22 protein-coding genes, 1 tRNA gene and 1 other annotated feature are annotated in these 24498 nt (G+C 39.7%); of the genes, 11 read left to right on the top strand and 12 right to left on the bottom strand.

What is annotated here, in order from left to right; translation table 11 throughout:
* The first annotated feature begins 59 nt into the window (after positions 1 to 59).
* Positions 60 to 1058, top strand: coding sequence for an aspartate carbamoyltransferase catalytic subunit (locus tag IQ226_RS02170; protein WP_193891529.1), 999 nt, complete (start codon positions 60 to 62; stop codon positions 1056 to 1058).
* Between the two features lie 3 nt (positions 1059 to 1061).
* Here the strand turns inward: IQ226_RS02170 and IQ226_RS02165 are convergent, their stop codons facing one another.
* Positions 1062 to 1226: a hypothetical protein gene (locus IQ226_RS02165; protein ID WP_193891526.1), complete on the bottom strand. Its 165-nt coding sequence runs from the start codon at positions 1224 to 1226 to the stop codon at positions 1062 to 1064.
* Between the two features lie 300 nt (positions 1227 to 1526).
* Here IQ226_RS02165 and IQ226_RS02160 point away from each other — a divergent pair, with 300 nt between their 5' ends.
* The 4 genes from IQ226_RS02160 to IQ226_RS02145 all read left to right on the top strand — a co-directional run bounded on the left by IQ226_RS02160 (position 1527) and on the right by IQ226_RS02145 (position 6025).
* On the top strand, positions 1527 to 2513 hold the full coding sequence (locus tag IQ226_RS02160; protein WP_193891523.1) for a hypothetical protein: 987 nt from the start codon (positions 1527 to 1529) through the stop codon (positions 2511 to 2513).
* A gap of 76 nt (positions 2514 to 2589) precedes the next feature.
* The gene (locus tag IQ226_RS02155) at positions 2590 to 3582 is read left to right on the top strand and encodes a pentapeptide repeat-containing protein (RefSeq protein WP_193891519.1); all 993 of its coding nucleotides are present in this window, start codon (positions 2590 to 2592) and stop codon (positions 3580 to 3582) included.
* Positions 3583 to 3685: 103 nt separating this feature from the next.
* Positions 3686 to 4441, top strand: coding sequence for a hypothetical protein (locus IQ226_RS02150; protein ID WP_193891515.1), 756 nt, complete (start codon positions 3686 to 3688; stop codon positions 4439 to 4441).
* A 63-nt stretch (positions 4442 to 4504) separates the two neighbouring features.
* Positions 4505 to 6025 carry an NAD(P)H-hydrate dehydratase gene (locus IQ226_RS02145; protein WP_193891512.1) on the top strand — a complete coding sequence of 507 codons (1521 nt, stop codon included), beginning with the start codon at positions 4505 to 4507 and terminating at the stop codon, positions 6023 to 6025.
* 74 nt (positions 6026 to 6099) lie between these two features.
* Here the strand turns inward: IQ226_RS02145 and rplL are convergent, their stop codons facing one another.
* From rplL to rplS, 8 genes are all read right to left on the bottom strand, one after another.
* The gene (gene rplL / locus IQ226_RS02140; protein ID WP_193891509.1) at positions 6100 to 6489 is read right to left on the bottom strand and encodes a 50S ribosomal protein L7/L12; all 390 of its coding nucleotides are present in this window, start codon (positions 6487 to 6489) and stop codon (positions 6100 to 6102) included.
* Positions 6490 to 6575: 86 nt separating this feature from the next.
* Positions 6576 to 7127, bottom strand: coding sequence for a 50S ribosomal protein L10 (rplJ, locus tag IQ226_RS02135; protein WP_193891506.1), 552 nt, complete (start codon positions 7125 to 7127; stop codon positions 6576 to 6578).
* Positions 7128 to 7389: 262 nt separating this feature from the next.
* Positions 7390 to 7557: a sequence feature (ribosomal protein L10 leader region), on the bottom strand.
* 76 nt (positions 7558 to 7633) lie between these two features.
* Positions 7634 to 8350 carry a 50S ribosomal protein L1 gene (gene rplA / locus IQ226_RS02130; protein ID WP_193891504.1) on the bottom strand — a complete coding sequence of 239 codons (717 nt, stop codon included), beginning with the start codon at positions 8348 to 8350 and terminating at the stop codon, positions 7634 to 7636.
* Between the two features lie 124 nt (positions 8351 to 8474).
* On the bottom strand, positions 8475 to 8900 hold the full coding sequence (gene rplK, locus IQ226_RS02125; RefSeq protein WP_027404878.1) for a 50S ribosomal protein L11: 426 nt from the start codon (positions 8898 to 8900) through the stop codon (positions 8475 to 8477).
* Between the two features lie 6 nt (positions 8901 to 8906).
* A complete protein-coding gene (nusG, locus tag IQ226_RS02120) occupies positions 8907 to 9539 on the bottom strand; it encodes a transcription termination/antitermination protein NusG (protein WP_027404879.1) in 633 nt (210 codons plus the stop codon).
* On the bottom strand, positions 9539 to 9760 hold the full coding sequence (gene secE, locus IQ226_RS02115) for a preprotein translocase subunit SecE (RefSeq protein ID WP_015078220.1): 222 nt from the start codon (positions 9758 to 9760) through the stop codon (positions 9539 to 9541). The genes nusG and secE overlap by 1 nt, the downstream gene beginning before the upstream one ends.
* A gap of 182 nt (positions 9761 to 9942) precedes the next feature.
* Positions 9943 to 10015 (bottom strand) — tRNA-Trp (locus tag IQ226_RS02110).
* Positions 10016 to 10165: 150 nt separating this feature from the next.
* Positions 10166 to 10528: a 50S ribosomal protein L19 gene (rplS, locus tag IQ226_RS02105; RefSeq protein ID WP_193891502.1), complete on the bottom strand. Its 363-nt coding sequence runs from the start codon at positions 10526 to 10528 to the stop codon at positions 10166 to 10168.
* A 214-nt stretch (positions 10529 to 10742) separates the two neighbouring features.
* On the opposite strand from rplS, the gene hflX reads away from it, so the two are divergent.
* Both hflX and IQ226_RS02095 read left to right on the top strand, forming a co-directional pair.
* Positions 10743 to 12479, top strand: coding sequence for a GTPase HflX (gene hflX, locus IQ226_RS02100; protein WP_193891626.1), 1737 nt, complete (start codon positions 10743 to 10745; stop codon positions 12477 to 12479).
* Positions 12480 to 12628: 149 nt separating this feature from the next.
* Positions 12629 to 13198 carry a Uma2 family endonuclease gene (locus tag IQ226_RS02095; RefSeq protein WP_193891623.1) on the top strand — a complete coding sequence of 190 codons (570 nt, stop codon included), beginning with the start codon at positions 12629 to 12631 and terminating at the stop codon, positions 13196 to 13198.
* Positions 13199 to 13571: 373 nt separating this feature from the next.
* On the opposite strand, the gene IQ226_RS02090 is transcribed toward IQ226_RS02095, so the two are convergent.
* Complete coding sequence (locus IQ226_RS02090) at positions 13572 to 16595, bottom strand: MFS transporter (protein WP_193891500.1); 3024 nt, start codon at positions 16593 to 16595, stop codon at positions 13572 to 13574.
* Positions 16596 to 17067: 472 nt separating this feature from the next.
* Complete coding sequence (gene infC / locus IQ226_RS02085; RefSeq protein WP_015083285.1) at positions 17068 to 17601, bottom strand: translation initiation factor IF-3; 534 nt, start codon at positions 17599 to 17601, stop codon at positions 17068 to 17070.
* A gap of 384 nt (positions 17602 to 17985) precedes the next feature.
* On the opposite strand from infC, the gene IQ226_RS02080 reads away from it, so the two are divergent.
* Positions 17986 to 18894, top strand: a complete 909-nt coding sequence (locus IQ226_RS02080) for an alpha/beta fold hydrolase (RefSeq protein WP_193891498.1) — start codon at positions 17986 to 17988, stop codon at positions 18892 to 18894.
* Between the two features lie 83 nt (positions 18895 to 18977).
* Here the strand turns inward: IQ226_RS02080 and IQ226_RS02075 are convergent, their stop codons facing one another.
* Positions 18978 to 19316 carry a BON domain-containing protein gene (locus IQ226_RS02075; protein ID WP_193891619.1) on the bottom strand — a complete coding sequence of 113 codons (339 nt, stop codon included), beginning with the start codon at positions 19314 to 19316 and terminating at the stop codon, positions 18978 to 18980.
* 374 nt (positions 19317 to 19690) lie between these two features.
* On the opposite strand from IQ226_RS02075, the gene ilvN reads away from it, so the two are divergent.
* From ilvN to IQ226_RS02060, 3 genes are all read left to right on the top strand, one after another.
* Complete coding sequence (ilvN, locus tag IQ226_RS02070) at positions 19691 to 20209, top strand: acetolactate synthase small subunit (protein ID WP_193891496.1); 519 nt, start codon at positions 19691 to 19693, stop codon at positions 20207 to 20209.
* Between the two features lie 564 nt (positions 20210 to 20773).
* Positions 20774 to 22825, top strand: a complete 2052-nt coding sequence (locus IQ226_RS02065) for a nucleoside-diphosphate sugar epimerase/dehydratase (protein WP_193891494.1) — start codon at positions 20774 to 20776, stop codon at positions 22823 to 22825.
* Between the two features lie 91 nt (positions 22826 to 22916).
* Complete coding sequence (locus IQ226_RS02060; RefSeq protein ID WP_193891491.1) at positions 22917 to 24482, top strand: hypothetical protein; 1566 nt, start codon at positions 22917 to 22919, stop codon at positions 24480 to 24482.
* Positions 24483 to 24498 lie beyond the last annotated feature (16 nt).

Genomic DNA, 24498 nt, shown 5'->3' with positions numbered 1-24498 from the left:
CTGACTCCTTCTTTCTTCTTCCTGACTCCTGACTCTTGACTCCTGACTCCTCTACTTATATGCCTACAACTACCTGGAATCGTCATCACATTCTCACACTTGCTGACTTCACAACGGCTGAATATAACGCCGTTTTACAAACTGCGGCTTCCTTTCAAGAGGTACTATCAAGACGGACTAAGAAAGTCCCCACATTACAAGGACAGGTAGTAGCAAATTTATTTTTTGAACCCTCTACCCGCACCCGCAGTAGTTTTGAAATTGCCGCCAAAAGACTCAGTGCCGATACTCTCAACTTTGCCGCAGCCACATCTTCCATGACCAAAGGCGAAACAATTCTTGACACCGCAAAAACCTATTTAGCAATGGGAACTGATATTATGGTAGTCCGCCATAAGGATGCAGGAGTTCCGCAAGCGATCGCTCAAGAAATGGATCGTCTAGGTGTAAAAGTTAGCGTCCTCAATGCCGGTGATGGACAACATGAACATCCATCTCAGGGATTACTAGATTTATTCACAATTTGTAGTTTAATTGACCCCGGACAACCTAAAATTGAATCATTACAAGGTAAAAAAATTGCTATTGTTGGCGATATCTTACATTCTCGCGTAGCCCGTTCTAATATTTGGAGTCTCATCGCTAGTGGTGCCGAAGTTCACCTGGCTGCACCTCCCACATTATTGCCTAAATTCTTTGCAGAATATTTAGGATGTACAGAAAACTCCAGCCGATTATTTACCCATTGGCAACTAGAACCAGCCTTGGAAAATGCTGATTTTGTAATGACATTGCGTCTACAAAAAGAACGGATGACAGCCCATTTATTACCTAGTTTACGAGAATATCATCAACTATTTGGCATTACTCGCCCTAAGTTAAAACTCTGTCAACCTAACGTTAAAGTATTACATCCAGGTCCAGTAAATCGGGGTGTAGAAATTAGTTCTGATTTGATGGATGACCCCGAATTTAGCTTAATTCAATCTCAGGTAACTAGCGGTGTGGCAGTGCGGATGGCACTTTTGTACTTTATCGGTAGTGGTAGAGTTAATTAATCATCATACTCTAGCACTTGCATGATTAAAAATCATACTTAGGGTTTGCTGAAAAAGTTGTCTGTGAGGGGAGGTGACAGGTGCTACGCCACGGGGACAGGTGACAGGGAAGGAATTTTCTTCTTTCTTTCTCTTGAACTCCTGATAGCGCAACGTGGCGTTAGCCATACTCCGAACTCCGAACTCCGAACGGTGACAGTTTCAATTATCTGGATATCCTCAATTTTCCAATCCCTTTCATTTGTACCTATCTACTCGTGCTTGACCTCTTTCTTTAAACTTATACAAAATTTTTACTACCCAACAGTGTGCTAGTACAGCTATAATTTATAACTATTACAAAACGGGATAAATCAACCAACCATTCTCAATCCTTAAAAAGCCTATACTGTCTTCGTTTTGACTTTTGACATCCGCCCTGCGGTACTATTCCTGCTATTGAATACTTGTACTGGAGATATCCTGATCATGACCCTATCTAGTTTTGATGAAATAGTGAGATTCTTAGAACAGCATGAAAACTCAAAACGAATTAAGAAATTAATATTCTTCGCTTGTAAAAATGAGTGGGAAAATGATCAAGATACCCTAGATAGATTTAAATTAGAAGAATTAATTCAAGAGTTATCTAGTTTAAATCCAACAATAAATCACTTAACTGCAAATTTATCTATTGCTGTTAAAAGTCTTAGTAAACCAAAACAATATTCCATAATTGCCAGTATCATTATTAAAGAAGTACAAAAATTATATCCAACCTCTAATGAAAAGACAGGAATAATATTAAATCAAGCTAATGAAGAAGATACAGGGATAGTATTCAAGCAACCCAACCAAGAAGAAGATACAGAAATAATATTGAATCAAGCTAATTCCAAGGAAGATACACGAATAATATTGAATCAATCTCACCCAAATATTCCTATATTTCATCATCCTGAAAAAACATTATCAAATCCCTCAACCACATCTCTAAGCAGTTCAAAAAAATCTCAATATAATCAATTCGATTTGCGGCAAAATTTGATGAGATATACCAACCCATTAAGGGTAAAAATAATTTTATTTTCCGCACTTTATAGAAAATTTACCTTTAATGAACAGGACTGGTTAAAACTAAGATCCGAAGAACTTGATAGTTTATTGCAGAAATTATTCGATTCTTGTCTAACCATTGGAGAACTTGAATCTAAAATTAAGAATACTGTGATCTCTTTAGGTGACCCAGATAAAAATAATCAAGCATCTGGTGTAATCATCAGAGTTGTGCGTAGTTTATATAGTGATATACCAGCAGTACCCAATTCACCCAAATCGCTGAACACGTATTCCCCTGAAAAACCCAGACCACCAGGTAATCCTTATGATCAACCTGTACAAAATCAAATTGATGATTTTTATGAACATGATGATGATGACAGCAATACCTGTCAAATTACAATACCACCTGCTTGAGATATCTTTAATGACAAAGAATGAAAACTATTTCTGATTTTGGAAAATTTATCAAAATAATTGAGAGATATTTATTATGGATGCCAAAGAACTTCTGAGCCGATATGAAAAAGGAGAAACAAAATTTATCAACGCCAACTTAAATAACATAAATCTATTTGATGCAGATTTAATTGGTATAAATTTAAATCAGGCAAATTTGTGTAACTCCATCCTAACTTTTAGCTATCTAAATCAGGCTCTTCTCAATAATGCAAATCTAATTCGTGCAAATCTTCGTGGTGTCAACCTAACTCAAGCACAGCTACAAAATGCTAACTTACATGATGCTGACCTGCATGGTGCAACTTTGCAGGGGGCTGATTTGCGTAATGCTAATTTAACCTTAGCATATATGCTGGATGCTAACTTGATGGGTGCTGATTTGCGCGGCGCCGATTTGAGTAATGCTAACCTCACAGGCGCTTGTCTCCGTGGTGCTAACCTGCGAGAAGAAAGAAGAGCCTATTCTGCTAATCTCCTGGGCGCTAACCTCCATCAAGCTGACCTGCGCGGTGCTAATTTAACTGGTGCAAACTTAGCTAAAGTGAATCTGAGTGGCGCTAATTTAAGTGAAGCTATGCTCCGGGGCGTGGACTTGAGTGAAGCTAACCTGAATGGAGCTATTTTACAAAATACCACCTTAACTGAGACCAATCTAGAAGGCGCCCATTTAAATAGTGCTAATCTGACCAATGCTAGACTGACAAAAGCAAATTTGACTGAAGCTGAATTAATAGGTGCTAACTTGCAAGGTGCGACCATGCCAGAGGCCATCCTAATTAAAGCCAAGCTGAACCAAGCAAACCTCAGTTTTGCTAAACTGAGTAAAGTTAATTTTAGTCGAGCTAATCTCCGCGAAGCTGATCTAACTGAAGCAGAATTAGTATATGCTTGTCTGGCTATGACAGACTTTACCGATGCTAATTTAACCAAGGTAAATCTACTCGGAGCAGAAATTAGTACGACAAATCTCACAAGTGCAAATTTGTTTGAAGCGATAATGCCTGACGGCACAATTGGCTACTAAAAATCAATAAATTTATGAGTAATCTCGTAAGTTTAATAATTCTTTCAACTATTCTATCACATTGGAATTAAACTCAAAACTTTTGCAAAAGCTGGTAACAAATATGCCTATTTTAAGAGTCGGTCGTTTTGCCTCTTTACCCATATTTTCTTTACTGATAAGTGGAAGTTGGATCTTTCTATGTGAATATAGTTCAGTTCAAGCTCAAATACCTAATAATGTTCCCATATTAGCCCAAGGAACACTTCCATATCTCCAGGAACTATCCATCAACCAGCAGTCATTATCGCAGTTACCATCAGTAAAATTATATCAATCTCAAGGTGTACAATATAGTCAATATAATCAAGGATTTGATCGATATTTTGTTTATGTTGACAGTAATAATCCTCAAGTCTTACAGCGAGTTCGGCAAATTGAAACTAATGCCTATATTCGCAATTACAAGGGACGTGAAGTTATCCAATCTGGCGTTTTTAATGGACAAGCTAATGCTCAACGACGAGTAAAAGAATTGGAATTGAATGGTATTCCTGGCGCAAAAATTGTTAATTCTGATAATACGGAATTATCCGTAGTAGCACCTTATGGTAATACTGGATCTAATGCCCAAAATTATCAGCAAGAAAACAGAAATTCATATTATGTAGTTATTCCCAGTAATACTAATAGGTTACGTTCTTTGGGTACAGAAATTCGCCAAAAAGTTAGTATCAGTATCAATGTATTTAGGAGAAGTCAGCCATTGGGATTACACATAGCTGTAGGACCATTTAGCGATCGCTTGGAAGCAGAACTATGGAATAGCTATTTAAAGGATTCAGGTTACGGCAATGCTAGAGTGTATTATGGCAAATAATAACAGGAGTCAGGAGTCAGGAGAAAGAAAGAAGCAAGAAGAAAGAAGAAAGAAAATCAACCAATGAGTAAAGAACAATTTATTGTTACCGCAACCCAAATGCGGGAAATTGAAGCCAGAATATTTACAGCAGGAATGCCTGTAGCTGCTTTAATGGAAAAAGTAGGAGGACTAATTTGCCAACGCTTACAGGCTATTATTTCCCCAGGAAAATGTATAGGAATTTTAGTTGGTCCTGGTCATAATGGAGGAGATGCCTTAGTAGTAGCGCGTGAATTGCATTTTCGCGGTTATCAAGTTTGGATTTATAAACCTTTGTCTAAATTAAAAGAATTAACTTCTCAACATTTCCAATATACACAAAGTTTAAAAATTCCCTGTTATCAAGAAATTTCCCAATTACCAAGTTATGATTTTTTAATTGATGGTTTATTTGGTTTTGGTTTAGAAAGAGAAATTACTGATTCCATCGCTGCGGCAGTTAATTATTTTAATAGCAAAAATCAACCCATTATTAGTATCGATATACCTTCAGGTTTACATACAGATACAGGGGAAGTTTTAGGAACAGCAATTCAAGCAACCCATACATTTTGCTTGGGTTTATGGAAACAAGGTTTATTACAAGAACAAGCATTACCTTATATTGGTAAAGCCGAATTAATTGATTTTGATATTCTCCTCGCAGATATTCAGGCTGTGATCGGCGACATTCCCAAAATCAAACGGATTACACAAACAACAGCATTATCCACCTTACCTTTACCCCGTCCCCTAATTACTCACAAATACAAACAAGGACATTTATTATTAATTTGTGGTTCTCGGCGTTATGCCGGTGGAGCAATTTTAACAGGTTTAGGTGCGCGATCCTCTGGTGTAGGAATGTTATCAATTGCTGTCCCAGAATCCTTAAAAATGTTGTTAGTTTCCCAGTTACCAGAAGCCTTAATTATTGGTTGTCCTGAAACCGAAACAGGAGCGATCGCTAGTGTACAATTACCAGAAAATATAAATTTAAACTCATTTACGGCGATCGCTTGCGGACCCGGTTTAACCAAAGACAATATATCTATTATTCCCGAAATAATTCAATGTGAATGTCCCCTAATTCTTGATGCCGATGCCCTCAATATTTTGGCACAAATAGGCACTATCCCCACCCTAAAACAGCGAAAATCAGCCACCGTTCTCACACCCCATACCGGAGAATTTCAGCGATTATTTCCGAACATTGACCACACAAACAGGATCAAAGCCATCCAAACAGCAGCCCAGGAAAGTGGCGCTGTAGTCCTATTAAAAGGGGCAAGAACAGCCATATCTAATCCTCAAGGTGGTGTTTGGATCAATCCCGAAAGTACCCCAGCCTTAGCTCGTGGAGGCAGTGGTGATGTATTAACTGGTTTATTAGGTGGACTATTAGCGCAAATTATGAATAAAGAAATTTTTATAGAAGATATAGTCGCAACTGCCGCTTGGTGGCATTCCCAAGCCGGAATTTTAGCAGCACAAACAAGAACAGAATTGGGAGTGGATGCCTTTACACTCACACAATATTTAATGCCAGTTTTGAAGGGATAATAATTGGGTAATGGGTAACAGGTAATGGGCAAAAAATTCTTCCCAATTACCAATCACCAATCACCTAATAACAATTACTTAACTGTTACCTTACCACCAGCTTCTTCAATCCGCTTCTTGATATCCTCAGCAGCTTCCTTAGCTACAGCTTCCTTAATAGCTTTAGGAGCAGCTTCTACCAAGTCTTTAGCTTCTTTCAGACCTAGACCAGTGATTTCACGAACGATTTTCAAGACAGCAATCTTCTTATCAGCAGGTACAGAATCCAAAATTGCATCAAATTCAGTCTTCTCTTCTACTGCTTCAGCAGGAGCAGCACCAGGAGCAGCCATCATCATCATACCGCCACCAGTAGCAGCAGCACTAACACCAAAAGCTTCTTCGATTTGCTTAACCAATTCAGAAGCTTCTAATAAGGTCAAAGATTTCAATTGTTCTAAAATTTGTTCGGTTGCAGCAGACATGGATATAACTCCTAAAGAATGTTTGATTTGTGAGTTTTTAGTTATTTAGTTGTCATTGGTCAGTAGTTAATTTTCACTGACTACAACTAACTTTCGGTAGCACTTTCAGAACTATCGCTATTTTCTTTTTCAGCAACAGCTTTTAAAGCGCGAGCCAAGGAACTGGGAACTTCGTTGATACCAACAGCCAGCTTGGTAGCTACACCATTGATAGCTCCAGCAATTTGCGCCATGAGTTGTTCCTTAGACGGTAAGTCTCCTAGAGCCTTAACATCAGCTTCACTCAGGACACGACCTTCCATCACACCACCACGAATTTCTGTTTTCTTGGTGGCTTTTTGGAATGCTTGGTAAGCTTTAATCGCAGATAAATCTTCTTTAACTAACAGGAATGCAGAAGAACCATTCAGTAATTCTGACATTGGCTGCCATTGTTCCTGATCCTGAATCGCAATGCCCATAAAGGTGTTTTTTGTTACCTTACAAATAGCACCACTAGGACGGAGTTGCCGACGCAAATCGGTGATTTCAGCAACCGTTAGCCCCTGATAATCAATTACCAGTGCTAAAGTTGACTTACTCAAGCTTTCCTTGAGATCAGCTACTATCTCTTTCTTGTTTTCTAACGTTCTTCCCATACTTATCTCACCTCCAATGTCAGTTGTCAGTGGTCAGTTGTTAGTTGTCAGTTGTCAGTTGTTAGTTGTCAGTTGTCAGTTGTTAGTTGTCAGTTGTCAGTTGTTAGTTGTCAGTTGTCAGTTGTCAGTTCTTAGTTCTTACTCTATTTTCTGTCACCTGTCACCTGTTACCTGTCACCTGTCACCTGTTACCTGTTACCTGTCACCTGTCACCTGTCACCTGTTACCTGTTACCTGTCACCTGTTACCTTTTTGCTGATTCACCGAAAACAATTAACCCCAGCTAACTTAGCCAGGGTTTCAAAGTGGTATTTTTAATACTGTCGTTGTCACAGTTTTACTGTTCAAACTTCAGATAGTTAAAATTACAACCTCGGCAGGGTATTAAGCTGTTAGCACCTGCTGTCTCCGGCTTTATCTATTTAATTTTGGTTATTAGTGATTAGTTGTTGGTCATTGCTGATTGTACTCATCTATTACCAATTACCAATTACCCATTACCAATATTATGCAGCGTCAGTTATTTTTAACTCTCGTAAGGCGCTAATGTCAATAGCAATTGATGGACCCATTGTCGAGGATATATAAACTGACCGCCAATAACGACCCTTAGCGCCCGAAGGACGGTTACGGTCAATTGACTCTTGTAATGCCTTCAAGTTGATTAATAAATCTTCAGGTGAAAAAGCAGCCTTACCAAACATAACATGGACAATCCCAGTCCGATCAGCCCGATATTCTAATTTACCAGCTTTGAATTCAGCGATCGCACTAGCAACATCAAATGTTACTGTTCCCCCCTTGGGTGAAGGCATCAAACCCCGTGGACCTAATAATTTACCCAGCTTTGCTACCTGTGGCATCACATCCGGCGTAGCAATCAGCTTATCAAAGTCCATCATGCCCTTCTGAATATCTTCAATCAGTTCTTCAGAACCAGCAATATCAGCACCAGCGTTAGTTGCTTCTGTGACTTTTTCACCTCTGGCGATAACTGCTACCCGGATAATCTGTCCTGTACCCTTGGGTAGTGCCACCGTTGTCCGCAACTGTTGGTCTGTATATTTAGGATCAATTCCTAAACGGATATGAGCTTCAGCAGCTTCAGGAAACTTAGCAGTTGCCGTTTCTTTTAACAAAGCTAATGCTTCTAAGGGTGTATAATCCTTATCTTCTACCTTTTCTAGCAACGCCTGTAAGCGGCGTGATACTTTTTTTGCCATTTTTTTCTCCTGGGGTCATCTCGAAGTCGTGCTTCTCCCCCGATATGATTTTGTTATTAGTTCAGTTGTCAGTTGTCAGTGGTTATTTTTTATTTACTGTCACCTGTCACCTGTTCCCTGTCACCTAATCTGTGACTGTTACGCCCATGTTTTTAGCAGTTCCTTCCACAATATTCATGGCTGCATCAATATCATTGGCATTAAGGTCAGGAAGTTTAGTTTGAGCAATTTCCCGTAATTGAGTTCTGCTAATGCTACCAACTTTCTTTTTGTTGGGTTCATTTGAGCCTCTTTCAATCTTCGCTGCCTTGCGAATCAATACTGATGCTGGTGGAGTTTTGAGGACAAATGTAAAACTTCTATCTTCATAAACAGAAATTTCTACAGGTATAACCATCCCAGCTTGGTCTGCTGTTTTGGCATTGTACTCTTTGCAGAACATCATGATGTTAACACCATGTTGACCCAACGCAGGACCAACTGGCGGTGCTGGGTTGGCTTTCCCAGCATTCAGGGCCAACTTAATGACCGCTACTACTTTCTTCGCCATTTGTATTTAGCTCTGTTTTTTAACCTGATTAAATTCCAATTCTACCGGTGTATCTCTTCCAAAGATCGAGAGTAGAGCTTTTAGTTTACTCCGTTCTGGGGAAACTTCAATCACCTCACCTTCAAAATCCTTAAAGGGACCCGAAAGCACAACTATCTTATCACCTGAAGCCATATCAATTTTGACTACTGGCTCTTGTTCCAAGGCTTGTTTGAATATGCGTTCAACTTCCGAAGGATTCAGGGGAACTGGCTTAACGTGACCACGACCTCTACCGCTACCACGCTTTTGCTCTGCACCCACAAAGTTAATGACATGAGATGTGTTTCTTACCACTTGCCATGTATCATCACTCATTACCATTCGGACTAGCACATAACCAGGGAAAACTTTTTCTTCTGAAGGTAGCCGTTTACCATCCTTACGGATTTTCACCGTTGGGGTGTGGGGAATTTCCACTTGGATGATTTTGTCAGCGACATCAAAAGTTTGGATACGTTGCTCTAAATTTGTCTTTACCCGTTTCTCACAGCCAGAGGCTACTTGCACTGCGTACCAGCGTGCTTCTTTCATCGCTGTTAAGAGTGTTTCCTCTAGCTGCAACTCGGAGTTGCGTGGTTCGTCTGTTGCAGAAGTCATCAGAACACCTGTTTTGCTGCCCAAGCGAACAATCCATCGACCAGATATATCAAAGATGCGGAGAGTGTAACCATTAATAGTACAGCGGCAGATTCACTTACCAACTGTTTCCGACTGGGCCAAATCACTTTCTCAAGTTCTTCCTTTGTACCCTGGAAAAAATTGTTTAAGTTAAACCCATTTTCGGTTTCTGGCATTTCTGCTTCATTTTTTTTGGCCACAGTCGTTATACCCCCGTTTCTTAAATAGCCTAACCTTGTGATTTTTAAGGTTTACAGCTTCGGTCTCAATGATTTTAGTAATAAGAAAGCTACATTTTAAAAAAATTATACCCGAAATAATTGACGTTTTCTGCTGTTTCGGCAGTGACGTTATTGCTTCGGGCAATATTTTTCTTTTTGAGCGCGCCCTGGAGGACTTGAACCCCCGACATCAGGTTTTGGAGACCTGCGTTCTACCAACTGAACTAAGAGCGCACAGGCTTTTCTTGTTACAGTCATTGCGCTGAACTTTTTCTAGTCTAACGCAATTTCAATTTTAATTGTAACTTATTTTTTTTCTTTTGGCAAGTTAGCGGCGGATGCCGCTTGCAGACTGGGTTTTGTCTATTAATTCACCATTGAGAATCACAAAGGGCGATCGAATCTTTGTTTAATGCGGGTTGCCTTGCCGACTAGATTGCGGAGATAGTACAATTTAGCGCGTCTAACTTTACCACGACGCAATACTTTAATGCTTTCAACCAGGGGAGAATGAAGCAAAAATACTCGTTCTACACCCACACCTTGGAAAACTTTACGGACTGTGATAGTTTCGTTGATGCCGCCATTGCGTCTAGCTATGACTACACCTTCGTAGGGTTGCACACGGAATTTAGTGCCTTCCTGAATTTTGACTCCGACCTTGATTGTGTCACCAACATAGATGTCGGGTAAATCAGATTTCATCTGTTCCGCTTCAATTGAGCGAATAATCTCTTGCGCGTTCATTACTTTTTATGTTTTTTGAAAAACTCACAATCGTTAATTATAAATCTATAATCGCCTGAGAGTCTAGAAATTTCCCTCATTATAAATAAAAACTACTCACAAATTCAAAATGAAGAATTAAAAAACTCTTGCCTGTTCCCTGTTCCCTGTTCCCTGTTGTAAAATAGACAGTGTAAGGATTCAGGGGGAACCAGGTAACTGGTCATAAACGCCTATAGAGACTATCTTTGGCAATGTTCAAGGTTTGAAGTCCAGTCAGCTAAAACAACTCCAGCGACTGTACCACCAGCGGATATCAGGTGATTGCATTACTACAACTGATTTTGCTCAACGTTTGGCAGCAGTTAGTACAGAAATAAATCAACCTGTTTGTGCTTACATTAATCGTCGCGGACAGGTGATTCGGGTTGGTGTCGGTACTCCGCGTCAAACTCAAATTCCGCCCCTAGAACTGCCCCGTTACGGAGCAGAACGTCTCAGCGGTATTCGTTGTTTATCCACTAATCTGAAGTCAGAACCGCCAAATGAAGCCGCCTTAACGGCAATGGCTTTACAAAGATTGGATGCTTTAGTAGTTTTAAATATTACTGGAGGAGGATTTACAAAGCGGGGTGGTGGTTCAACTGGGTATGTGAAAGAAGCTTATTTAGCGCATCTGGTAGCCAATAGTAGACAGTTAGTTACGACTCAATCTTCTGATATGAGTATTTCCGATGCTGTGATGTATTCTTATGTATCACCGCCTCTGAGTTTAGATGCTTTAGCCGACCAGGATTTTCTCAACTTAGTGGAAGGTTTAGAAGAGGAATTTAGTCGGGAGTTTGTTGGTCAAGAAGTAGATGCTGATCATGATCGAGTGCTAATTGTTGGGGTATTAACGGAAAATACTCATCCACAACAATTCCAGGACATCATTGTGGAATTGACCCGTTTAGTGGATACAGCTGGTGGTACTGTATTACAGGTATTACAACAAAAGCGATCGCGCATTCATCCCCAAACAGTGATTGGTGAAGGTAAAGTCCAAGAAGCTGCTCTCACAGCCCAAACTCTGGGCGCTAACTTGGTAGTATTTGATCGTGATCTTTCACCCTCCCAAGTTCGCAATTTAGAAGCGCAAATTGGTGTTAGGGTAGTTGACCGCACCGAAGTAATTTTAGATATTTTTGCCCAACGCGCTCAATCTGGTGCAGGTAAATTACAGGTAGAACTGGCACAGTTAGAGTATATGATGCCACGACTCGCTGGGAGAGGTCAATCCATGTCCAGATTAGGAGGTGGTATTGGCACAAGAGGACCTGGTGAAACCAAACTAGAAACAGAACGCCGAGCTATTCAAAAACGCATTTCTCGACTCCAACAAGAAGTTAATCAATTACAAGCGCATCGTTGTAGATTAAGGCAACGCCGACAACATCGAGAAGTTCCTTCGGTGGCTTTGGTGGGTTATACCAACGCTGGTAAATCTACTTTACTCAACGCCCTCACTAACGCAGAAGTATACACTGCTGACCAATTGTTTGCCACCCTTGACCCGACAACACGGCGGTTAATGCTTCCTCATGCGGAAACCGGCGCACCCCAGGAAACTTTGATGACGGATACTGTAGGGTTTATCCATGAGTTACCCGCATCTTTAATGGATGCTTTTCGGGCAACATTGGAAGAGGTAACGGAAGCGGATGCTTTATTGCATTTGGTAGATTTATCTCATCCTGCTTGGTTGAGTCATATTCGCTCAGTTCGGGATATACTGGCGCAAATGCCGATTACACCGGGACCAGCGTTAGTGGCTTTTAATAAAATTGATCAGGTTAGTAGTGAAACACTAGCATTAGCGAGGGAAGAGTTTCCTTTAGCTGTGTTTATTTCTGCTAATCAGCGTTTAGGACTGGAAACCCTGCGTCAGCGTCTATCTCTATTGATTCAGTACGCTGTTGATGGTGGTTGATGATTTTCAGATCCCCGACTTCTTAGAGAAGTCGGGGATCTCAGCTTCACAATTGGTAAAAATCATAATTGATAATCATGTCAATGATTCAACAATATATCCAGTTTTGCTAGAATCATGATTATTTCAATGTAATTGGTTGCAAGATGATGATTACTACTGTTGAGCGTCGTTATAGTTTAGATGAATATCGCGCCATTGAAGAAAAAGCTGAAGAACGCAGTGAATATCGTGATGGAGAAATTGTTCCCATGTCGGGAGGATCACTCAACCATAGCCGTATAGGTGGCAATATTTTTGCATTTCTCAAGTTTATGCTGCGTGATAGTAAATGTGAGCCAATTAATAGTGATTTGAGGTTATGGATTCCTGAATATAAACGCGGAGTATATCCAGATGTAATGGTTTTTGCAGATGAACCGCAACTAAATGACAACCGCAATGATGAAGTTTTAAATCCCATTTTAATTCTAGAAGTATTATCACCTTCAACCGCAGATTATGACCGACAAAGCAAGTTTCGGATGTATCGTTCAGTTAGCAGTTTTTGTGAATATTTATTAGTTGAACAAGATGAAATTTTTATAGAAAAATATAGTAAACAGTCTCAAGGTTGGTTATTGAGTGATTTTAAAGATTTAGAAAAATCCATTTTTTTGGAGTCTGTTGGGGTTGATTTACCGATATCCGAAATTTATCGCGGTGTTGTTTTTGGGTAAGGTTAAGGAGCGTTACACATTCACAAAAAACCACATTCTTTGTAGGGGTTTAGCGCAATGCTCATTGGTGTCAACTTAAGCTCAACCTATTCGGGAACGATTTTACGTTAAGTCAATTATAATATAAATATTGATAGTTGAGTTAGTATTTGATGCTGGTTTAACCTGAGTTCGACATAAGATAATTTTTGGAAAACTGCCCCAAATATAAGTCTCAAACCCTGATGATCTCGTTGAAAAAATCATAACTCTGTTCGCGTAGCGTCTCCGAAGGAGAAACTCCTAACACCGAACTCAGGTGGTTTAGGTGGGTTTGTTGGTGGAGAAATAAACTGGAAAATTGATAAATACTTCTTAATTTATTTCTCTGTTTTTACCTTACGGATTTCTTCATTAATTCCTGAACTTGAGCCGCGACTAGAGGATGTGGATCTGTTTTTAAGTAAGGGAGAATTTCTTGGATAACCCGCCCAGAAACCACGCTCAAATATGATATAGTAGCTTCCCGCACAAAGCCTGTAGGATGACGCAAAGTTACTAAAATTTGATCAGAACTAACACGGATATGGGCAGCTTGGGCAAAATGAAAACAACAAGCCAAACACCAATCAGAGAGTAAGTTACCAATGCTAATTAACTTACGCAGACGATTAGCTATGATGGTTAATTCTTGTTTATTATTTCCAGCCATTGTTTCCTGTTCAAGAATGCCATGTTCTATAAGCCGCTGGAGTTTTTCCTGTGGTGGACGACGATCTAAGATATGCAGTAATACGGATTTAGACGCTAACTTTACTGTATGGTCTAATATTTCTAAACCTCTGGCTAAACTTACTACCGATTCAGATTGAATGTCTAAGGTTGCGGCTTGAATTTTAGCTGGAGAATAAAGTAATTTTAGCAGTAATAGCAATCTATCTTTAACATCAATTTCTACTTCTAATAGTGCGGTTTGTAATAATTCACCAATAGAAATTAATCTCTCATTGGTGTGATGATTATCTAAGGAATTAATTAATTCTAAGTCTACATAACCAGCATAGATTTCTCCTAAAAATTGCAATTCTTCCTTAATTAAAGCTTCTATTCTACTTTCATCTAACATCAGCACAATATTCTGATTTTCTGACTGTTGTCCGATTTTAATTAAACTCCGCAGAATATATTCCCTGGTGCTACCCCAAGATGTTTCTAGATTTACCCATAAACTTTCCTGTGCTTCGATAGTACCAATGAGAGCAATAGTCCGCCAAGCGTGCATTCGCACTACTTCGGGTTTATAAATATTTGTCGCTAGTTGTAATAAGAGAGGGAGTGCATTGTTCTCTAACCGCACTAAAGAAAGGATAGCAGTAGTGCGGGTAGACTTATAAGATAGGGCTGCTAAGAGAATCGAATAGTATTGTTCTAACCTCGTTGCGGCAATCATTTCCAAAACAGCACAACGGACTCGTAAAGATTTATCTGTTAATAAGCTGGGAATATATACTCGTAATTCTTGTAAATCTAGGGATTCTCTGAAGGCTTTTACGGCGTTAATTCGCTCTCGTTCCTGGGAATGAGTTAACATTTGCTGCATGGTATTTGTGGCTGCTGCTATTTGGATTGTTGTTCCTTGACGCAGGAGTAAAGCCGCGGCAGTAGCCCGAATGAGTGAATGGTGTTGAGGGTGGAGATAGTTTTCTAAAAGGCTTAAATCAGCATTGACATCAGCTAAGGAAACGTAACGTAAAGCTAGAGCGAATACCTCTGGATTAAATGTAGCTGGAGACTGTTCTAATAGGGGACTAACTGCACGCAAGTAGGCTGGATTTGCACCGGCTAAGAGCATTACTTCCAGACTTTTAGCTTGTAAGTCCGGTGCTAGTTGTGGGAGCAAGGGGGCTAAAACCTGGGCTGCTCCCTGGAGATCAATTTGGGCTAAAAGTTCGACACAAGCACCTTTATCGGCTGTGTTGCCTGTTTCTACGAGGGCTTTGACTACCCCCTGTTGGAATACTCGTAAACCGACGGTGGCGGCGCTGACTTCTCCTCTTTCGGCGCTTAAAACTAATAAATCAACATAGCGCGATCGCAAATTCCAAATTACTTTTAAACAAGTAGCCGCAATAATCACCGTTTCTCCCACAAACACCCATTTTTGTAGGGATGTAGGCAAATATTGTTCAACAAACCATAAAGTGCTGAAAATTACTACCCCGGTTAAACCACTGGATATGGCTTCGGCTGTACCACCGGATAGTGTTTGTATCCAACTGCGAGTTTCTTCGGGAATCGGTTGATATAAAACAGGTCCGCTACTGATAACAAAGGTATAGCGGAGTAGTTCATCACAGAATTTGAGACTGACTAAACCCCAAAATACAGTTTTCTCTTGAATGGCAGGAAAGAAACTCAGCAGAGCGATCGCCGATGGTAATAAAAATCCTACAGTGATTGGTAACAACGCCGCCGTCGAAAACACCCCAATTTTCTCAATTAACCGACTCGAAACAAACCATTGAGTAAATAACTCACACACCCCTACAATCCCACCAAATAACCCCAAAAAACTCGCCAAATCCTGATTACCAAAGTTAGCATTCAGTTCTCTGAGATATTGAAAATCTATTAACAAACCCATGACTTGCAACAGGGCTACAAAAATAAACAAGTACCATACATAACGCTTCAAAGGAGTTTGCAAGCGACGATGACGAGAACCCTGTTCTTCAGGAATATCCCTTTGGGGTGTACTCGGAAATGCGCCACGATATTTATAAGTTAAAAGAAATAAAATTCCCGAACCACAAAGAACCACCAAACAGGCGAGAATAATCACCTGATTGAGTGTCATCACTTTTACCAATGCAGGCAAACTAAACCCACTGATGACATCTGCTACTAATAAACCACTACTTACCAGTGGATAAGTCCGTTTAATTTCCCGAATATTAAATAATTGATTAGCAACAATTGAAGTATTCAAATCATTGACTACATAACAAGCATCTACCCACAATCGGAGGATAAAAATAATCACCATTGCGATCGCTGGAATATTTATTCCCCAACGCCATAATACTAATAAAAATAAAGGCACGATCATACAAGGGACAATCGCCACAATCACCCAACGTAAAGGGAAAATCCTTTGCAACCAAGAAAATAAACCTACCAGTCCCACACCAAGCACAGCACTAGCAATATAAACCCAAGGTAGTTGTCCTGCTCCATATTGATCTAAAAATAGGGCAACAGTGCTATCCTCTGCCCATCTTAATCCTACAGCTACCGTTGTGTAGAAAGCAAACATCATCCAAGTGCGCTCAACTTCTTCAGGACGGAGATTCACCCACTGAAGCATTCGCGCCAAAAGACCTCGATTGCTACAAAAGCCGTGATTTTTCGATTCCATACAGTTTTATTGTCTGGGTAGCTAAGTAAAAATAACTATATAGGCTAGGAGTCAGGAGTCAGGAGTCAGGAAGAAGAATTAGGGGGAAGAATTAGAAGGAGATCAGAATAGTCTCGAATCTGAGAAAGTGATAGCGTAAGCGCTGACTTGTCAGTTCGGTAAATAAACAGTGTCAATGCTTATTACTTGCACCTAATTCACTTTTTTAAACCTGAAACTCTTTATTCTCCTTTATTCTTCTCCTGACTCCTGACTCCTTCTTTCTGACTCCTCTCTAAAACCATAGCAAAAGTCCTGAACAACTGAGTATTATTTTTCCCACTCAGCCGTCAGGACTATCATTTCAGAATAAATTGACATAAATCTAATTATGTATGAATGCTGAGGGAATGGGACAAATCTCCCCGGTGTCAATTTTAGATCCTATTACTAACTAATTTATACAGCATTCATGACTAGGTTGTTGACAAAATTATTTTTTTGGTGAAATCAGCATCATCATATTTCGCCCTTCTTTCTTCGGTGCTTGCTGAAGTTCACCAAAAGGCTCTAAATCCGTAGCCATTCGCTTAAGCAACGTTTCTGCCAAGTCACTGTGTTGAATTTCCCGACCTCGGAACATCACAGTAGCCTTAACTTTATCGCCGTCTTTGAGGAAGCGTTCGGCTTGTTTAACGCGCACATTATAGTCATGTTCTTCTATCTTGTAGCGCATCTTCACTTCTTTCACATCAGCCGTGTGCTGCTTCTTCCGGGCTTCCCGCGCCTTTTTCTCCTGCTCAAACTTATATTTCCCATAGTCCATTATTCGACATACTGGCGGATCAGCCTTGTCACTAATTAGCACCAGGTCTAATTCCTTTTCCTCTGCTAATTGTATCGCTTCCTGCGGAGTTATAATTCCCAGTTGTGCGCCATCAGTGTCAATCACCCGAATTTTCGGGAAGCGAATCCGTTCGTTAATTTGGGGCAGATCGCGAGTTCTTTTTTTCTCAATCACAGGCATTATGATTAGTGGCAGCTCTTTAGTTAAGATTTTGGACTGGTCTTGATTTAGTTAGGTTAGTTTGATATGCCATTGAAGGCAAAATACAACAGTAACTCAGAATGGGAAAATGAATATCCCTCTCTAGTGTAGCAAATTTATAAGAGAAGTTCGATCAAGTCGTTGACTGTATAGTCTGACTCTGAGTTGATTCCACTGGATTATTTAATGTAAATTACATGATACTTGACACTAATAACTATTGTTACAATTTTCTTCTGACATACATAGAGGTATGATATCTAGAAGATGTTTCCATGATAGCAAAATTAGGTATACATTGAAGCTAATTAAATATAGTGTAACATATATATATAGTTTCCAACTAATCAGCAAGAGATAACTGTGACTACCGCAAGACATTGGCAGCAAAGAGTTGGTAATCAAAGGGATTGGGTGTGGCGTGGTTGGCAAACCCGTTATACTTATATTCGTCCTCCCCATGATTATGCAAGAACAACACCCTTAATTTTACTTCATGGTTTCGGCGCTTCCATTGGTCATTGGCGACATAATTTAGAGGTTTTGGGTAAGTCTCACACGGTTTACGCTTTGGACATGATTGGCTTTGGGGCTTCGGAAAAAGCTGCAACTAACTACAATGTGGAACTTTGGGTAGAGCAGGTTTACGATTTTTGGCAAACTTTTATCCGTCAACCAGTGGTTTTGGTCGGTAATTCCATCGGTTCACTGATTTCTCTAGTCGCAGCCGCTAACCATCCTGATATGGTAAAGGGGATAGTGATGATGAGTTTACCTGATCCTAATTTGGAACAGGAAATGATTCCGACGGCTTTGCAACCTCTTGTCAGCGGGATTAAAAGTATATTTACTTCTAGATTAATATTGAAACCGATATTTTATTTTGTCCGTCGTCCTGGTGTGCTGCGTCCTTGGGCTAGTTTAGCTTATGCAAATCCTGAAGCCATTACTGATGAACTTATAGATATTTTAGCAGGACCACCCCAGGATCGGGGATCTGCCCGTGCCTTTAGAGCTTTGTTTAAAGCCACAACAAGGATGAATTTTAGTCCTAGTGTCAAGAAAATTTTACCAAACTTAACAATTCCCATGCTGTTAATTTGGGGAACAAAAGACCGATTTGTGCCGCCAAAACTAGCAAATCAATTTGTGGGCTACAATGAGAGATTGCAATTGCTATATTTGGAAGATGTCGGTCATTGTCCCCAGGACGAATCACCAGAACAGGTTAACCAGGCGATTTTAGATTGGATTGGTAATGGTAATGGGTAATTGGTAATTGGTAATTGGTAATTGGTAAACATCTACCTACTTCCTGTCCTCACCAACAACTTATTTAGCAAACTCTAATTAATCTAATTAATATTAACTTGTGTAGTATCAACATCTGTAGTGCCATCAACGGTGTGAGCTACGGCAACTAGTTGATTAAGAATATCCTGGGTGGGAACTTTACCTTTTAGTACCACAGTGCCACCTGTTTGGGCAACCCAGAGTGTATCAATATCATTAAGGTCAGGATATTGATCAAATGCTAATGCTACGCGCTTTGCTAAACCACTTTGGTCGTATTCTCCATTTAATCCTATGCGTTCTGGTTCTATTGTTTGTTTATTAGCATCATCGCTAGAAGTTGGATTAACTTGGGCGCTTTCGGATTTTTCTAAGCCAAACATTCTTTGTAACCAACCCATAAATACTTTGTTCCTGTCAATTTTCACTGCTGATGACAATATATGGCTTTGATTTAAAGGCTGCATCTACCTTTGAAAATAGATATTGTTGGGTTTCGTTCCACAATCCAACCTATGAGGAATTGCGATCGCTCTACTTTAATATAATTTGTCAACGTACCGTAGGTATTCATGAAACTCCGTCCACAACAGGTTTTTACTCCTGACTCCTGACTCCTGACTCCTGACTCCTGCGATAACTTTTCCACAGGAACGGAATGATGGCAATTATTAAGTATAAAATAAAAATTCAGACCGACAATGCAGCGTAGTCGAAACTCGCTTTGCAGTCATGAGTGCCGGTCTGCGTTCATGTCATGCTCCTTTAGTCGCCGATGAAACATACGCTGTCAGTTATTGTGGAAGATGAAGCGGGGGTTCTATCCCGCATTGCTAGTTTATTTGCGCGTCGGGGTTTTAATATTGAAAGCCTGGCTGTGGGACCTGCGGAACAGGATGGAGTATCCCGAATTACGATGGTTGTCCCTGGTGATGATCGCATTATTGAGCAATTGACTAAACAACTGTATAAGTTAGTTAATGTTCTCAAGGTGCAGGATATTACAGAAATTCCTTGCGTAGAAAGAGAGTTGATGCTTTTGAAAGTAAATGCTACTAGCAGCAATCGTTCGGAGATTATTGAATTATCTCAGATTTTCCGAGCGCGAATTGTGGATGTGGCTGAAGATTCTTTGACTTTGGAAGTTGTGGGTGATCCTGGTAAAATGGTGGCGATCGTGCAAGTGCTACAAAAATTTGGATTGAGAGAAATCGCTCGCACGGGTAAAATTTCTCTGACTCGTGAATCGGGTGTGAATACTGAATTACTGAAGTCGTTACAAGCAAAAGCCTAGTACCGCAAAACAGAATTAAAAATTAGTAATTAAAAATTCACACAGCAAATTAAACAGGCTGTTTATGGGTTTTTAATAGTTGGATTAAAAGTTAACAATCGAAGTTTTTGAACTCATCAAGCAGCAGATATGGTGTAACCACTATACTTGCTGCTATTATTTTTATTTAATAGGGAATTTGTGTCAAACTGGCATGACTTAAGCAGTGGAAATTTGATAAAACCTCTATAAGTTCAAGATAAAAAATAATAACTCATACATTAATGTTTATGTTTAGTTGATATTTATCAACCCTATGGCATTTTCATTTAATTGGTGAAAATTTATTTTTGTAAGTCACCACATTATTAATTATTTAAGAGGGTGATTTGAACACAGTAGATTGCAGATTAATGAGGTACAGAATCTAAATTTAAAGCCGGACGGTAAGCCAGTTTTACTCCTGAATCCTGAATTCTGCTGTAAGACGGTGATTTGAATATATCATGTCTTTGAGATTATCAATTAAAATCTCAGGTGTTTATCTAGTGAAAAGATTTCATATATTTTCCTGGAGATGTTGATGTGAATATCCTATTTTTAGTCTCTCATTTTACTGTTGAGAAAACAATTAAAACCTTATCTAATCAATTAAGTAAAGTTAGGAATAGACATTGGTTTATTTTTGATATTACTATTTTTGCGATGACACCATTCTTAGCATTATCCTTGCGTTTAGATGGTGATCTGAATTTGCAAGAATATATTTCACAGTTAAAAGTTGCTACAATTTTGTTTTTAGTAGTTAAACTAATTGTTTTTTGGGGATGTGGTTTTTATAAACGCTATTGGCGATATGCAAGTATTGAGGAAATCATCTATATAGTCATGTTAATGATGGGTGTGATAGTCATCCAAACAACGCTATTTAATATATTGGATAAAACATTCAATGTGCTATTAAGTAATCTTCCGCAATCACTGCCAATTTTGGAGGGAATACTGTCTGGTATTTGTGTGATTGCGTTACGATTTAGTGTGCGGGTTGTAGAAAGAGTAAATCATAGACAGAAAATATCTAAGCATAGGGAGAGAGTGCTGATTATTGGTGCGGGTAATGCGGGGGTTTCTCTGGTGGAAGATATGCAAAGAAATCCCCAGTTTGGGGTTTATCCTGTAGGCTTTATTGATGACGATATCAAAAAACAGCATATACATTTACGGGGAATTCCGGTATTGGGCGATCGCTATAAAATTCCCGAGGTAATCAAAACATTAAAAATTCAGAAAATTATTATTGCGATGCCTACAGTTTCTGGACAAATTATCCGAGAAATTGTTGATATTTGTCAAGCCAATGGAGTCCACCCTAACACTTTACCAGGAATACATGAAATCCTCAATGGTCGGGTTCGAGTGGATAGTATTAGAGATATCAAAATTGAAGACTTACTCAGACGTGAACCTATTCATATAGACATTAAAAGGGTGTCTAAATTTATTAAACATAAAACAGTTTTAATTACAGGTTCAGGAGGATCAATTGGCAGTGAACTATGTCGGCAAATTTTCCGTTGTCATCCAGCTAAAATAATTCTGATTGGACATGGAGAAAATTCTGTTTTTAATATCCAACAAGAACTAGAACAGCTGATCCAAATTCTCAAAAATAAGGGTAAATTAGCTATCAATATTCCGCTTCCGCAGATTTATACATTTATTGCTGATATTCGAGTGCAGTCGAGGTTAGAACACGCTTTCGAGAGATTTAAACCGGATGTAATTTTTCATGCTGCTGCCCATAAACACGTCCCTCTAATGGAATTAAACCCGGCCGAAGCAATTACTAATAATGTGATTGGCACGAGGAACTTATTACAGGTAGCATTGCAATATAATGTTGAACATTTTGTCATGATTTCTACGGACAAAGCAGTTAATCCCACCAATGTAATGGGTGCGAGTAAGAGAGTAGCTGAAATGCTAGTTTTACAAGCAGCAAAACGAAGTGGTAAATCCTATGTAGCTGTGCGGTTTGGGAATGTTTTAGGGAGTCGAGGTAGTGTAGTTCCCACTTTCCAAAAACAAATTTTAGCAGGGGGACCAATTACAGTTACTCATCCCGATATTTGTCGTTACTTTATGACTATACCGGAGGCTGTACAACTGGTTTTACAAGCATCTGTCCTGGGTCGTAGTGGTGAAGTTTTAATGTTAAATATGGGTGAACCTGTAAAAATTGTGGACTTAGCAAAAGAACTAATTCATCTTTCGGGATATGAGGTTAACAAAGATATTGATATAGTATTTACGGGTTTAAGACCAGGAGAAAAGCTGTTTGAAGAGTTATTTGTTGAGGGAGAAGAGTATGAAAAAACTGAGCATGAAAAACTGTTAGTCGTAAAAAATGCCAGTCAAATCATCCCTAGTTATTTGGATATGACGATAGAAACTTTAGTGGGAGCAGCTGCTAAAAATGATGCTGCTTCGATTATGCTATTGCTGTCACAATTAGTAGCGGGTTACAAGCCTAAATATTTAGAAAAAAATGGCTCAGGAGATCCTGAAAGAAATAGTGTTTTCATCCCAATTGCCAATAGCAATATTTTGGCAAACACTGAGCCGCAAGGGGTGTAATTAATAATAAATAATTCAGATATAAACACCACAAAGTTCAAGGATATAGTCAAAGACCAGAAAGAATTATACCTATCCAGGGCAATTGAAGATGAAGCAAAGTTCCCAAAAATTTATTGTGACTTTATTGTTAGCTACTGTGATGATGTTGTGGTATTACCCAAAAAGTTTAGAAGGATATGATCTAGACCTAACTCATATCAAACTTGCAGGCAGCAAAGAAGAGGCTTACTATATTGCCGGGGACAAGTTTCTCATAGCTGGCTTTGACATCATGGATAGATACTGGAGTGAGATTGCTAAAACAGGTAAGCATCTTCTGCGAGGTCACTTAGACAATTACTTACCGATCGCACTTAAGTCACTAGATTATCAGCCTGCCGATGCCATGATGGGTTCATTTGCTGAGTCTTTCTTTTCTACTCGCAATCCTCATACGGGGCTAATTCCCTTCTCCTATGACTCCCTAGATCCGTTCTCAAACATGAGTACGGGGAATAAGCAACCTGTGGCTTTGATAAGCAAAGGAGTCGAAATTTGCCAGTGGTTTCCTGACGACTTGAATCTACTGAAAAAGTGTGTAGCATTAGCTGAGGCAACCATCAAGCACTTTGACGAAAATAACGCTGGAATGTGGGGCTGGGTAGAGGTGAAAGATGGTCAGCCCAAGAGTAAAGTGACGCTGACACAGGATTACGGTGCGGTAGCTAATGGGTTAGCCTATTTGTCCCAAAAAACTGGCAATCCTAAGTTTATAAAATGGGCAAATCAGAAGTTAGAGTTTGTCTGGCAGAACCGAATGAACCAGCATCTAGCTTTACTAGAAGAACAATTCACCCCTACTCAAGCCTTCTTGCGTTCAGAGGAAAGGTCTAGCGATACGGACACCCTATACTACGTACGGCAACTGTTCGATCTCCACCAACTGACGGGGGAAAAGAAATATCTAGATAGGGCCATGGCAGTAACGAATTTATGGTATGACAAGGCGTGGGTCGAGCAGTGGGGTCACTTTATCCGCAAACTTAATCCCGATGGGAAGCCCGCTGTCAATCAGCTTTATGGTGACGGTAAATACAATACTCTCTACATCCTGGTTCAAGCCTATCGTACCACCAAAGACCCTAAGTACATTCAACGGTTCAGGCAAGCGTGGGATAACTTGCTGAATATGGGAAAGGATGGATTTGTGCCGGAATATATTGAGCAAGGAAAGATGGTCAATAGGTATGGCTTAGATCAACAGCAGACTATCTTTCTCGACATCCTTGTGGCAGCCTATGAAGCCAGTGGGGATAAGGAAATTCTAGAAGCAGCAGAAAACTTGGGGAATCGGATATTACAACGGGGCAAAAACGTCATGCGGATGGAAGGGGGTCAAGCAGGACAAGCATTTTTGCGTCTGGCATTAGCACGGCAAAAAATCAGCAGGTTGCAGGTAGCAGTAGGTAAAGCTGGTACGCCAATGAAGGTGACGCAGAACGGAAATAGGGTTCTAGAGGTGATTGTTCCCACAGAGGTGGCAGTAGTTTATCTACCAGAAGGTGTGTACAACTTGGAAGTTGGCAAGGATGGATGCAGTCGGAAAAAGAATATTCCCTTGAGTGGTAAAAACAATGAGAAATTTTCGATGGTTTCCTGTGATTTATCTAAGTAGGTGAACACAATAAAAC

Origin of the sequence: Dolichospermum sp. LEGE 00240, assembly GCF_015207875.1 — a bacterium.
Classification (GTDB): Bacteria; Cyanobacteriota; Cyanobacteriia; order Cyanobacteriales; family Nostocaceae; genus Dolichospermum; species Dolichospermum gracile.
Note: the sequence above shows the minus strand (reverse complement) of the source record. Positions and strands in the feature narration are given on the sequence as shown.

Excerpts from the sequence above, each read along its gene's own strand:
- IQ226_RS02145 (WP_193891512.1), top strand. The coding sequence starts at position 4,505 with ATGAGTAAAGAACAATTTATTGTTACCGCAACCCAAATGCGGGAAATT.
- IQ226_RS02075 (WP_193891619.1), bottom strand. The coding sequence starts at position 19,316 with ATGGGTTGGTTACAAAGAATGTTTGGCTTAGAAAAATCCGAAAGCGCC.
- rplS (WP_193891502.1), bottom strand. The coding sequence starts at position 10,528 with ATGAACGCGCAAGAGATTATTCGCTCAATTGAAGCGGAACAGATGAAA.
- ilvN (WP_193891496.1), top strand. The coding sequence starts at position 19,691 with ATGAAACATACGCTGTCAGTTATTGTGGAAGATGAAGCGGGGGTTCTA.
- IQ226_RS02095 (WP_193891623.1), top strand. The coding sequence starts at position 12,629 with ATGATTACTACTGTTGAGCGTCGTTATAGTTTAGATGAATATCGCGCC.
- rplL (WP_193891509.1), bottom strand. The coding sequence starts at position 6,489 with ATGTCTGCTGCAACCGAACAAATTTTAGAACAATTGAAATCTTTGACC.
- IQ226_RS02170 (WP_193891529.1), top strand. The coding sequence starts at position 60 with ATGCCTACAACTACCTGGAATCGTCATCACATTCTCACACTTGCTGAC.
- IQ226_RS02150 (WP_193891515.1), top strand. The coding sequence starts at position 3,686 with ATGCCTATTTTAAGAGTCGGTCGTTTTGCCTCTTTACCCATATTTTCT.
- IQ226_RS02155 (WP_193891519.1), top strand. The coding sequence starts at position 2,590 with ATGGATGCCAAAGAACTTCTGAGCCGATATGAAAAAGGAGAAACAAAA.
- nusG (WP_027404879.1), bottom strand. The coding sequence starts at position 9,539 with ATGACTTCTGCAACAGACGAACCACGCAACTCCGAGTTGCAGCTAGAG.
- IQ226_RS02160 (WP_193891523.1), top strand. The coding sequence starts at position 1,527 with ATGACCCTATCTAGTTTTGATGAAATAGTGAGATTCTTAGAACAGCAT.
- rplJ (WP_193891506.1), bottom strand. The coding sequence starts at position 7,127 with ATGGGAAGAACGTTAGAAAACAAGAAAGAGATAGTAGCTGATCTCAAG.
- IQ226_RS02090 (WP_193891500.1), bottom strand. The coding sequence starts at position 16,595 with ATGGAATCGAAAAATCACGGCTTTTGTAGCAATCGAGGTCTTTTGGCG.
- rplA (WP_193891504.1), bottom strand. The coding sequence starts at position 8,350 with ATGGCAAAAAAAGTATCACGCCGCTTACAGGCGTTGCTAGAAAAGGTA.
- IQ226_RS02165 (WP_193891526.1), bottom strand. The coding sequence starts at position 1,226 with ATGGCTAACGCCACGTTGCGCTATCAGGAGTTCAAGAGAAAGAAAGAA.
- infC (WP_015083285.1), bottom strand. The coding sequence starts at position 17,601 with ATGCCTGTGATTGAGAAAAAAAGAACTCGCGATCTGCCCCAAATTAAC.
- rplK (WP_027404878.1), bottom strand. The coding sequence starts at position 8,900 with ATGGCGAAGAAAGTAGTAGCGGTCATTAAGTTGGCCCTGAATGCTGGG.
- IQ226_RS02060 (WP_193891491.1), top strand. The coding sequence starts at position 22,917 with ATGAAGCAAAGTTCCCAAAAATTTATTGTGACTTTATTGTTAGCTACT.